Annotated in this window: 11 protein-coding genes and 1 rRNA gene; 4 read left to right on the top strand and 8 right to left on the bottom strand. The window is 69.2% G+C overall.

Features of this window, described 5'->3' with window-relative positions; translation table 11 throughout:
• Positions 1-11: 11 nt before the first annotated feature.
• Both ACWEMY_RS18085 and glgB read left to right on the top strand, forming a co-directional pair.
• Positions 12-2,012, top strand: coding sequence for a maltotransferase domain-containing protein (locus tag ACWEMY_RS18085; protein WP_452390955.1), 2,001 nt, complete (start codon positions 12-14; stop codon positions 2,010-2,012).
• The gene (gene glgB, locus ACWEMY_RS18080; protein ID WP_452390954.1) at positions 2,012-4,168 is read left to right on the top strand and encodes a 1,4-alpha-glucan branching protein GlgB; all 2,157 of its coding nucleotides are present in this window, start codon (positions 2,012-2,014) and stop codon (positions 4,166-4,168) included. The genes ACWEMY_RS18085 and glgB overlap by 1 nt, the downstream gene beginning before the upstream one ends.
• 3 nt (positions 4,169-4,171) lie before the next feature.
• Here the strand turns inward: glgB and ACWEMY_RS18075 are convergent, their stop codons facing one another.
• From ACWEMY_RS18075 to ACWEMY_RS18060, 4 genes are all read right to left on the bottom strand, one after another.
• Positions 4,172-5,257 (bottom strand): class I SAM-dependent methyltransferase, encoded by a 1,086-nt coding sequence (locus ACWEMY_RS18075; protein ID WP_452390953.1) that lies wholly within the window; start codon positions 5,255-5,257, stop codon positions 4,172-4,174.
• 96 nt (positions 5,258-5,353) lie between these two features.
• Positions 5,354-6,211 carry a tetratricopeptide repeat protein gene (locus ACWEMY_RS18070; protein WP_452390989.1) on the bottom strand — a complete coding sequence of 286 codons (858 nt, stop codon included), beginning with the start codon at positions 6,209-6,211 and terminating at the stop codon, positions 5,354-5,356.
• Positions 6,212-6,272: 61 nt separating this feature from the next.
• On the bottom strand, positions 6,273-6,629 hold the full coding sequence (locus ACWEMY_RS18065; protein ID WP_375938664.1) for a DUF3817 domain-containing protein: 357 nt from the start codon (positions 6,627-6,629) through the stop codon (positions 6,273-6,275).
• A 102-nt stretch (positions 6,630-6,731) separates the two neighbouring features.
• Positions 6,732-7,916 (bottom strand): acetyl-CoA C-acetyltransferase, encoded by a 1,185-nt coding sequence (locus ACWEMY_RS18060; protein ID WP_452390952.1) that lies wholly within the window; start codon positions 7,914-7,916, stop codon positions 6,732-6,734.
• 133 nt (positions 7,917-8,049) lie between these two features.
• Here ACWEMY_RS18060 and mce point away from each other — a divergent pair, with 133 nt between their 5' ends.
• Together mce and ACWEMY_RS18050 are read left to right on the top strand one after the other, a co-directional pair.
• Positions 8,050-8,511 (top strand): methylmalonyl-CoA epimerase, encoded by a 462-nt coding sequence (gene mce, locus ACWEMY_RS18055; protein WP_375938670.1) that lies wholly within the window; start codon positions 8,050-8,052, stop codon positions 8,509-8,511.
• An 86-nt stretch (positions 8,512-8,597) separates the two neighbouring features.
• The gene (locus ACWEMY_RS18050) at positions 8,598-9,602 is read left to right on the top strand and encodes a coiled-coil domain-containing protein (protein ID WP_375938673.1); all 1,005 of its coding nucleotides are present in this window, start codon (positions 8,598-8,600) and stop codon (positions 9,600-9,602) included.
• An 83-nt stretch (positions 9,603-9,685) separates the two neighbouring features.
• Here ACWEMY_RS18050 and ACWEMY_RS18045 read toward each other — a convergent pair whose 3' ends face one another.
• The 4 genes from ACWEMY_RS18045 to rrf form a co-directional block, all read right to left on the bottom strand.
• Positions 9,686-9,976 carry an ATP/GTP-binding protein gene (locus ACWEMY_RS18045; RefSeq protein WP_452390951.1) on the bottom strand — a complete coding sequence of 97 codons (291 nt, stop codon included), beginning with the start codon at positions 9,974-9,976 and terminating at the stop codon, positions 9,686-9,688.
• A 16-nt stretch (positions 9,977-9,992) separates the two neighbouring features.
• A complete protein-coding gene (gene nucS, locus ACWEMY_RS18040; protein WP_375938679.1) occupies positions 9,993-10,736 on the bottom strand; it encodes an endonuclease NucS in 744 nt (247 codons plus the stop codon).
• Between the two features lie 51 nt (positions 10,737-10,787).
• Positions 10,788-11,039 carry a hypothetical protein gene (locus tag ACWEMY_RS18035; RefSeq protein WP_452390950.1) on the bottom strand — a complete coding sequence of 84 codons (252 nt, stop codon included), beginning with the start codon at positions 11,037-11,039 and terminating at the stop codon, positions 10,788-10,790.
• A 208-nt stretch (positions 11,040-11,247) separates the two neighbouring features.
• Positions 11,248-11,324 (bottom strand): 5S ribosomal RNA (gene rrf, locus ACWEMY_RS18030); the annotation flags it as partial.

The following is an 11,324-nucleotide window of genomic DNA, read 5'->3' as shown; positions in this document are numbered from 1 at the left end:
ACGTTGGCGTGGTGAGCGGCCGGATTGCCATCGATGACATCGCACCGTCGATTCCCGGCGGCCGACCGGCCAAGGCCGTCGTCGGGGAGGTCTTCCCGGTGCGGGCCGTTGTCTGGCGCGAGGGCCACGACGCGGTGGCGGCGACCCTGGCGGTGCGCGCGCCCGGTTCCTCGCGGATCACCAGGACTCGGATGGCGCCGGAGTACGAACCGGACGTCTTCAGTGCCGTGTTCACCCCCACCACGCCCGGCCTGTGGACCTTCCGGATCGAGGGCTGGAGCGACCCGATCGCCACCTGGCGTTCGGCGGTGGAGGCCAAGCTGGGCGTCGGGCAGAGCGCCGCCGACCTCGCCAACGATCTCGAGCTCGGCGCTGCGCTGTTCGACCGCGCGGCCCAGGCGGTGCCGAAGAAGCAGTTCGAGCGCCTGCGCGCCGCCGCGGCCGCCCTGCGCGGCGACGACCAGCTACCCGCGCGGGTGGCACCGGCGTTCAGCGCCGAGGTCACCGAGATCCTGCGCGCGACGCCGCTGCGCGAGATGGTCACCCGCGGCACCCAGCACACCGTGCTGGTCGAGCGCCGCCGCGCGCTGGTCGGCTCCTGGTACGAGTTCTTCCCACGCTCCACCGGCGGCCGCGACGCCGAGGGCCGTCCCGTGCACGGCACCTTCGCCACCGCCGCGCGCGAGCTGCCCCGCATCGCGGGCATGGGGTTCGACGTGGTCTATCTGCCGCCGGTCCATCCGGTCGGCGAGGTCAACCGCAAGGGCCGCAACAACGCGCTCACCACCGAGCCCGGCGATGTCGGCTCGCCGTGGGCGATCGGCTCGGCCGCGGGCGGGCACGACGCCATCCACCCCGACCTGGGCACCGAGGCCGATTTCGCCGAATTCGTCTCCACCGCAGCCGGTCTCGGCCTGGAAGTGGCGCTCGATCTGGCCTTGCAGTGCGCCCCCGATCATCCCTGGGTCGGCGCGCATCCGGAGTGGTTCACCACCCTGCCCGACGGCACCATCGCCTTCGCCGAGAACCCGCCCAAGAAGTACCAGGACATCTACCCGGTCAACTTCGACAACGATCCCGACGGAATCTACGCCGAGGTGCTGCGTGTGGTCCGGCACTGGATCTCGCTGGGCGTCACCATCTTCCGCGTCGACAACCCGCACACCAAGCCCGCCGACTTCTGGGAATGGCTGCTCGCGCAGGTGCGCCACACCGACCCCGACGTGATCTTCCTGTCCGAGGCGTTCACCCGTCCGGCCCGTCTCTACGGCCTGGCCCGGCGCGGATTCAGCCAGTCCTACACGTATTTCACCTGGCGCGTGCACAAGTGGGAGCTCACCGAGTTCGGCCTGGAGCTGGCCGCCAAGGCCGACGAGGCCCGCCCCAACCTGTTCGTGAACACCCCCGACATCCTGCACGAGAGCCTCCAGCACGGCGGCCCCGGCATGTTCGCCATCCGCGCCGCGCTCGCCGCCACCCTCGGCCCCACCTGGGGCGTGTACTCCGGATTCGAGCTGTTCGAGCACGAGGCGGTGCGTCCAGGCAGCGAGGAATACCTCGACTCGGAGAAATACGAACTGCGCCCGCGCGATTTCGCCGGCGCGCTGGCCCGCGGCGAATCGCTGGAACCGTGGCTGACCCAGCTCAACGAGATCCGGCGCGACCATCCCGCGCTCCAGCAGTTGCGCTGCATCCACTTCCATCCCGTCGACAACGACGCGCTGCTGGCCTACTCCAAGATCGACCCGGCCACCGGCGACGCCGTGCTGGTGATCGTCAACCTGAATCCTTTCGCCACCGAGTACGGCCACATCTCCCTGGACCTGCCCGCCCTCGGCCGCGAATGGCACGACCACCCCGTGGTGTTCGACGAGGTCACCGGCGAGGAATACCACTGGGGCCAGCGCAATTTCGTGCAGCTCGACCCGGCCAAGGCGGTCGCGCACATCCTGGCCCTGCCCGCCGTCCCCGCCGCCGCCCGCGCACCCCTGGCCTATCGCCGGAGCTTCTGATGCGCCGCCGCGACCTGATGCTGCTGGCGGCGGGCACGCACCCCGACCCGCACACCGTGCTCGGCGCGCACCCGGCCCCCGACGGCACCGCGGTGCGCGTGCTGCGCCCGCACGCGGGCACGGTGACCGTCCTCGTCGGCGACACCGAGCATCCGCTGAAGTCGCTGGGGCACGGCGTCTTCGCCGCGGTGCTGCCCTACCCCCAGATCGACGACTACCGCGTGCGCGCGCAGTACCCGGGCGGCCCGACGGTGCTCTCCGCCGACGGCTACCGATTCCTGCCCACCGTCGGCGAATTCGACCTGCACCTGATCGGCGAGGGCCGCCACACCCGGCTCTGGGAGGTGCTCGGCGCGCATCCGCGCCGCTACACCACCCTGGACGGCGAGGTGACCGGCACGTCGTTCGCGGTGTGGGCGCCGAATGCGCGCGGCGTCACCGTCTTCGGCGATTTCGACCACTGGGGCGGCACCTCGGCACCGATGCGCGCGCTCGGCAGCTCCGGCGTGTGGGAGGTGTTCGTGCCGGGTGTCGAGCCGGGCACGCGCTACAAGTACCGGGTGCACGGCGCCGACGGTCGCGTCGTCGACCACGCCGACCCGCTCGCCTTCGCCACCGAGGTACCGCCCGCCACCGCCTCGGTCGTCACCCGCGCCGCTCACGTCTGGTCCGACAGCGCCTGGCTGGACCGCCGCGCCCGCACCGACGCCACCCACTCCCCGCTCAGCGTCTACGAGGTGCACCTGGGTTCCTGGCGCCCCGGCCTGACCTACCGTGAACTGGCCGTACAGCTCGCGGACCATGTGCGGGCCACGGGCTTCACCCACGTCGAACTGCTGCCCGTCGCCGAACATCCCTTCGGCGGTTCCTGGGGCTACCAGGTCACCTCCTATTACGCCCCCACCTCCCGCTTCGGCACCCCCGACGACTTCCGCTGGTTCGTCGACCACCTGCACAACGCGGGTATCGGCGTGCTGCTCGACTGGGTCCCCGCGCACTTCCCGCGCGACGAATGGGCGCTGGCCCGCTTCGACGGCACCCCGCTCTACGAGCACCCCGACCCGCGCCGCGGTGAGCAACTCGACTGGGGCACCTACGTTTTCGACTTCGGCCGCAACGAGGTCCGCAACTTCCTGGTCGCCAATGCCGCGTACTGGATCGAGGAATTCCACATCGACGGCCTGCGCGTGGACGCCGTGGCCTCCATGCTCTACCTGGACTATTCGCGTCCCGAGGGCGGCTGGGAGCCCAATATCCACGGCGGCAGGGAGAACCTGGAGGCCGTCGAGTTCCTGCAGGAACTCAACGACACCGTGCACCGCGCCCACCCCGGCGTGATCACCGTCGCCGAGGAGTCCACCACCTGGCCCGGCGTCACCCGCGGCACCGATGTCGGCGGCCTGGGTTTCACCATGAAATGGAACATGGGCTGGATGCACGACACCCTCGGCTACCTGGCCCGCGACCCGATCCACCGCTCCTGGCACCACAACGAGATGACCTTCTCCCTGGTCTACGCCTGGAGCGAGAACTACCTGCTGCCGATCAGCCACGACGAGGTCGTGCACGGCAAGGGCACCCTGTGGACGCGCATGCCCGGTGACGACTTCGCCAAGGCGAGCGGCGTGCGCGCCCTGCTGGCCTACATGTGGGCCCACCCCGGCAAGCAACTGCTGTTCATGGGCCAGGAGTTCGGCCAGTTCCGCGAATGGGACAACGACCGCGGCCTGGACTGGTACGAACTGGAAAACCCTCTGCACCAAGGTATTTCGACCATGGTCGGCGATCTCAACCGCACCTACGTCGCCCATCCGGCGCTGTGGAGCCAGGACACCACGCCGGGCGGGCACTCCTGGATCGAGGCCGACGACAGCGCGGCCTCCGTCTTCGCCTTCCTGCGCTGGGGTTCCGACGGCAGTGCGGTGGCCTGCGTCTTCAACTTCTCCGGCGCCATCCGCGAGAACTACCGGATCGGCCTGCCGCACACCGGTTCCTGGCGCGAGGTCCTCAATACCGACGCCCAGGAATACGGCGGCTCGGGCCTGGGCAATCTCGGCGGGGTCGTCGCCGAGGACACGCCCTGGCACGGCCGCCCCGCCTCGGCGACGGTCACCCTGGCCCCGAACAGCGCCGTCTGGCTGGCCGCCCAGCGCTGAGACTCACGCCTTGTGCGCCACGTAGTAGGTATTGAGCGGATCACCGTCGACATAGGCGGTCCGCACCTCGGTGAACCCGGCGTCGGCCAGCATCGACAGCGCCAGCTCCTCGCCCCACACCGTGCCGAGTCCGTCGCCGCCCTGTCCCAGAGACACCGACATGCAGTGCATCGTGGACACCGTGTACAGGAACGGGCCGAGCGGCAGGTCCAGGTTCTTCTCCAGCCTGCTCGACGCGTGGATGTCGACCATCAGCAACACCCCGCCCGGCCGCAGGGCCCGCGCCATATTGGCCAGCACTCGTGCCGGATGCGCCTGATCGTGGACGGCGTCGAAAATCGTGATCAGATCACAGGATTCGGGCGCGTCCCACGCCGCGACGTCCTGCTCCACGAACCGCGCGTTGGTCAGTCCCAGCTCCGCCGCCTCGGCCCGGCCCACCGCCACCGCGTCGGCGGAGAAGTCGTAACCGGTGAACCTGGCGGCCGGATACGCCCGGGCCATCAGATTCACCGCATGTCCACTGCCACAGGCGATATCGGCGACATCGATCCCCGCGCACAGCCGATCCGGCAGACCGGGCGCCATCGGCAGGATGACCTCGAGCAGCGCGGCGTCGAATACCTCGGCGCTCTCCTCGGCCATCAGCGCGTGGAAGCGCCCGTAGTCCTCGTAGGACAGCCCACCGCCGGTCCGGAACTTCTCGGCGATCTTGGGCTCGACCTCACCGAGCTGGCCGATGAACTGCATCACCCTGGCCAGATTGTCCGGGCCCGCCGCTCTGGTCAGCGAGGCGGCGTGCGCGGGCGGCAGCGTGTAGGCGGCCGCGGCCGGCTCGTAGGTGACGATGCCCGCGGTGGTGATCGCGCCGAGCCATTCGCGCACGTACCGCTCGTCCAGTCCCGCGGCGGCGGCGAGCTGCTCGCTGGTCGCGCCGGGCAGCCCGGCCATGGTGTCGAACAGCCCCACCTGGTGACCCATGCTGATCATCAGGGCGGTACTGGCGTGGTCGAGCACCTCGACCATCCGTCCGGCGAAGGCTTCCACGGCGGCCGGATCGACGGCGGCCGATTGATCGAGTGCGGTCATGGTCGTACTCCTCGGTTCGACGCGGCCCGGTGCCACGCGTTCACCCAGGACATACGGCGGGCCCGCCCCGGCAGTTCAGCCGAGACGGGAGTGGGGTCAGTACAGTGCCGCGGCCAGCTTGCGCCGGGCCGCGGTCACGAAGGGCTCGGCCTGGTCGAACAGCTCGAACAGCTCGAGCAGGCGGGTGCGGGCCCTGGTGCGGTCGTCGCCCGCGGTGCGCTTGACGATCGCGATGATCCGGTCGAAGGCCGCCTCGGGACGCTGCTCGAGCAGTTCCACGTCGGCGGCGTCGAGCGCGGCGTCGAGGTTCGACGGGTCGGCGTCGGCGGTGGCGACCACCGCCGGGTCGACCTGCTGGGCCCTGGTCAGGAAGCGCAGCTGACGCAGCGCCGCCTTGGCCTCCTCGTTGCCCGGCTCCTCGGCGATGATGGCCTCGTAGGCCGCTTCGGCACCGGCGATGTCGCCCTCGGCCAGCTTGTCCTCGGCGGTGACGAAGCGCGGGTCCTCGACCTCGGGCTCCGGCGCGGTGCCGTCGCCTTCGAGCTTGCCCGCGGTCGCGTCGAGGACCGCGTCGAGCCACTGGCGCACCTGCGCCTCCGGCTGGGCTCCCTCGAAGTCGGCCAGCGGCTGCCCGCCCGCCACCGCGATCACCGTCGGGATGCCCTGCACACGCAGCGCCTGGACGATGTTCATATTGGGTTCGGCTTCGACAGCGGCCAGATCCCAGGCGCCGCGGTCCTCGGCGGCGAACCGCTCCAGCGTGCGAACCAGCTCGACGCTGCCCGGGCTGCGCTGCGAGAACAGCGCGATCACCACGGGCACCTGCATCGAGCGGCGGATCACCTTGGCCTCGAAATCCGCCTCGGTGACGGCGTGGTTCCCCGGGGCGGCGGCCGCCCCGCCGGACGCGGCGGGCGGCTGCTTCAGCGCGGACAGATCCACCGCGCCGGACATAGCGGCGGCGACGGCGGGCGAAGGACGACGGGCAGCGGGTCGAGTCACGGTTTCCAGTTTGTCACGAAGCGCTCGGCGAGGTCTTGCTCGCCTCCGCGCTCAGCTCACCGAGCTGGCCGGTACGCACCGCCCACACCTCGAAGAGCACGGTGAACAGCGGCGGAATGCTCGACGCCAGCGCCAGCAGCGTGGTGGTGATCGACCACTTCAGCTCGCGCGCGGTCAGCAGCGCGGTGATCACGAACAGCACGAAGATCGCGCCGTGCACCGGCCCGAAGATCTTCACACCGATCTCGTTGCCCTCGGCGGGCAGGTACTTGAACGCCATACCGGTCAGCAGACCGATCCAGGACAGCGCCTCGAGCACCGCGAAGAACCGGAAACGACTGGCAGTGGACCGCAGATCGAAGAAACCCATGACCCCCATTGTGCCGGACCCACTACGACACCACGTAGTTGGACCGGTCACACAAAAGGCCCCGGCACCGACCAGCGGTACCGGGGCCTTCCGGACGAAAAATCAGGCAGGCACGCGGATGATCAGGGCGTCACCCTGACCACCACCACCACACAGTGCCGCGGCGCCCACGCCACCACCGCGACGCTTCAGCTCCAGGGCCAGGTGCAGCAGGATGCGCGCGCCCGACATGCCCAGCGGGTGACCGATGGAGATGGCGCCACCGTTGACGTTCACCTTCTCCGGGTCGTAGCCCAGCTTCTTGGTCGAGGACACACCGACGGCGGCGAACGCCTCGTTGATCTCGATCAGATCCAGCTCCGCCGGGGTGATGCCCTCCTTGGCGCAGGCGGCGAGGATGGCGTTGGCCGGCTGATCCTGCAGGGTCGAGTCCGGCCCGGCGACCTGACCGGCTGCCCCGATCTCGGCGATCCACTCCAGCCCGAGCTCGGTGGCCTTGGCCTTGCTCATCACGACCACCGCGGCCGCGCCGTCGGAGATCTGCGAGGCGGTGCCCGCGGTGACGGTGCCGTCCTTGCGGAAGGCCGGGCGCAGCTTGCCCAGCGACTCGACGGTGGTGTCGGCGCGGATGCCCTCGTCCTCGGTCACGTAGACCGGGTCGCCCTTGCGCTGCGGCACGGCCACCGGCACGACCTCGTCGGCGAACAGCCCGTTCTTCCACGCGGCGGCGGCGCGCTGGTGCGAGGCCGCGGCCAGCGCGTCCTGCTCCTCGCGGCTCACCTTGTCCAGGTCGTTGCGGTCCTCGGTCAGCAGGCCCATGGCCTGATCGGTGATCACGTCGTGCAGGCCGTCGTAGGCCATGTGGTCGACCAGCGTGGTGTTGCCGTACTTGAAGCCCTCGCGGCTCTTGGGCAGCAGATGCGGGGTCTGGCTCATCGACTCCATGCCACCGGCCACGATGATCTCGTGCTCACCGGCGCGGATCAGCTGGTCGGCCAGCGCGATGGCGTTGATGCCCGAGAGGCAGACCTTGTTGATCAGCAGCGAGGGCACGTCCATCGGAATGCCACCGGCGATGGCGGCCTGTCGCGCGGGCAGCTGCCCGGCGCCCGCCTGCAGCACCTGCCCGAGGATGACGTAGTCGACCTGTTCAGGGGCGACGCCACCCTTCTCCAGCGCCGCCTTGATGGCCACACCCGCCAGATCCGAGGCCTTGAAATCCTTCAGACCGCCCAGCAGCCGACCGACCGGGGTACGCGCACCGGACACGATGACAGAAGTCGTCACGAAAGCCTCGCATTCATAGAGTCGAACCTCGCCCTGATGCACATCCGCGAAACCGGCACGCGTCAAGGGTTGCACTCAACGGTAACTTGTCCGCGCCGAGCACCGGCGCGCAGGTTGGCGCTAACTTCGTGGGGTGACCAACGAGAACTTCATCCCCGCCGACTACGTCATCGCCGTCGACCACGTGGGCATCGCCGTGCCCGACCTCGACGCCGCCGTCGCCTGGTACACCGACAATCTGGGCATGGTCGAGACCCATCGCGAGGTGAACGAGGCCCAGGGCGTCGTCGAGGCGATGCTCTCGTGCCCCGCCGCCGCCGACCGCGCGACCGCCCTGCAATTGCTGGCCCCCCTGACCCCCGAGTCGACCATCGCCAAGTTCATCGAACGCAGCGGACCGGGCCTGCAGCAGCTGGCCTACCGGGTCACCGACATCGAGGCCGTTTCGGGCTTCCTGCGCGAGCGCGGACTCCGTTTGCTGTACGACGCCCCCCGTCACGGAACCGCTGATTCCCGCATCAATTTCATCCATCCCAAGGATGCTGGCGGTGTGCTGGTCGAGCTCGTGGAGCCCAACCCGAATGTTACGCACTAGTACGGGAACCCGGCCGGTAAATCTCGGCGCGATCACAATCCCGGTCGAGTCTCCACACCGTCGCTCGAGGCTGTATTTTGTGTGCCATGTCGTCACCTGAGTCCGATCGCAATCGCTTCGTTGCGCTGCCCTTCACTGTTGTGCGCAAGGGTTATGCGCAAGACGAGGTGCGCAACTACTTCGACCGCTTCGACGCGGAGCTTCGCGTCACCGCCACCGACCGGGACGCTGCCGCCGCGCAGGCCCGGAATCTCGCCAGCCAGCTGGAAGACGCGCGGGACGAGATCGACGAGCTCCGCAAGGAGGTCGACCGGCTGTCCGTGCCGCCGACCACCGCCGAAGGCATGTCCGACCGTATCTCGCGCATGCTGCGCCTGGCCTCGGACGAAGCGTCCGAGGTGCGCGCCCTGGCCCAGGCCGAGGCCGCCGAGATGGTGTCGATCGCCGAGCAGCAGGCCACCGAGATGCGTGGCAAGTACGAGTCGCTGCTCGCGGAGACCAAGGAGAAGCGCGAGGCGCTCGAGATCGAATACGAGCAGACCCTCGCCAACGCGCGCACCGATTCCGCCAAGATCATCGAGGCCGCCCAGGCCGATGTCGAGCGTCTGGGCAAGGAGGCCGAGGCCAAGCGCAAGGCCACCCAGCAGGACTTCGAAGCCACCATGAACGATCGGCGCACCAAGCTGACCCGTGCCATGGAGGAGCTCGAGGCCACCAGCCGCGCCGAGGCCGCCCAGCGGATCAAGGACGCGACCGACGAGGCCAACCGTCTCATCAGCTCCGCCACCCAGACCTCCGAGCGCAAGATCGCGCACGCGAAGGAACTGGCCGAGGAGATGCGCGTGCTGCGCGGCCGGGTCCTGGCCCAGCTGCTCGGTATCCGCGGTCAGCTCGACTCGGTGCCCGCCATGCTCGCGGCGGTCAACCGGGAGAGCGAGCTGCTCGACGGCGCCCCCGAGCGCAAGTCGATCGGCAACAACGGCAACAACAAGTCGGTCTCCGGCCGTCAGGCCAAGGCCATCCCCGAGGTCGCCGACGCCGACGAGGACATCGTCGACGAGGACCGCGAGAGCGCCGACGTCAGCAACTGACGCGGGAACTGCGACGACATATCGTCCAACACCGAAGGCCGCCTCGAATCATCGAGGCGGCCTTCGGTTTACGTGTGTCCGGTTCAGGACCAGCGCCGGGTGATGCCGCGCGTGCGGCGCCCGTTCCAGCAGCCCTGATGCCAGTGCCTGCGGTCGTCCTCGCCGCCGTCGGCCGCCCAGGCGACGATATGGGCCACCCCGGGCGCGATCTCGTGATCACACCCCGGGCAGCGGTAGGTCTTCACCGCGCGCGCACCGGGAACCGTTCGCACGATGTAGGTTTCGTCGCCCGGCCCGTCTTCGGTGCGGCCGTACACGTCACCGATCGGCGCCGGAGCGCTGCGGCGATCGTTGCGGGGCTTACGTCGGGGCATGGTGGCGGATGATCCCTCAGAACAGCCGGAAGACGTTGCTCTCCGTGCCACGCAGCTCGTCGTAATCGAGCGTCAGGCAACGGATTCCGCGGTCCTCGGCGAGCGTGCGCGCCTGCGGCTTGATCTGCTGGGCGGCGAACACCCCGGCCACCGGCGCCAGCAGCGGGTCGCGGTTGAGCAGCTCGAGGTAGCGGGTGAGCTGTTCGACGCCGTCGATCTCACCGCGGCGCTTGATCTCCACCGCCACCGTGGCGCCGTCGGCGTCGCGGCACAGCAGGTCCACCGGGCCGATCGCGGTCATGTACTCGCGCCGGACCAGGGTGTACCCCTCCCCCAGCTTCGTCACGTGTTCGGCCAGCAGCTCCTGCAGATGGGCCTCCACGCCGTCCTTCACCAGGCCCGGATCGACGCCGAGTTCGTGGGAGGAGTCGTGCTCGATGTCCTCGATGGTGATCCGCAGTTCCTCGCCGGCCTTGTTGGTCACCACCCACAGCGCCTTGATGTTCACCGGCAGCGCCGTTTTGCCCTCTCGCAGCGCCGTCACGCCGTCGGGAAGCTCCGCGGGTACCAGCGAGGCGATATCGCGCTCCTCGAGCCAGCACGGCGGACTCATCCAGTTCAGCGGCTTGTAGGAACCGCCGTCGGAGTGGACCAGCACCGACCCGTCGGCCTTGATCAGCAGCAGCCTGCGGGCCATCGGAAGGTGAGCGGTCAGTCGGCCGACATAGTCGACCTGGCAACGAGCAATGACGAGGCGCACCCCAGCACACTACCGCCTGCCCCCGACGTCACCGAAAGCCCGGCCGGGTCCTCACGAAACCGGCGCGAAGCAGTAGGTACTGCCCGCATGCCGGTCGATCTTGGCATCGCTTCGCGAGCACGTCGGAGCATAGGTGTACCCACCGATCCCACCCGAGTAGCAGTTGCCGACGACCAGATTGGGCGCCGCGCACGAGTGCGCGACGGTGTACTCACCGTCGACCTGCCCGTCGGTGATCACCAGCTTGTCCGGATTCGAGCACTCGACTTCGACGTCACGGCCGCTCACGATCTCACTGGCCACGATCCGCATGGTCGCCGCCGGACCTGATCCGCCTCCCCGCGACTTCTGCCGGACGAAAGGCCCGGAAGACTTTGGTCAGCGGGACGGCGGCAAGGAGATGGTTGCGGGCTGGGCGTACCCGGTGAGTTACCCATGTGCCCACGAAATCAGCTGCACAGGAACGCAAAAAGGCCCTCCAACCGAAGTTGGAGGGCCTTTCGCAATGATGTTCCGGCGGTGTCCTACTCTCCCACACCCTGTCGAGTGCAGTACCATCGGCGCAGGTGGCCTTAGCTTCCGGGTTCG

This window comes from Nocardia sp. NPDC004415, from assembly GCF_053602435.1.
The sequence above is the reverse complement of the archived record's forward strand: the minus strand, read 5'-3'. Positions and strand labels throughout refer to the sequence as shown.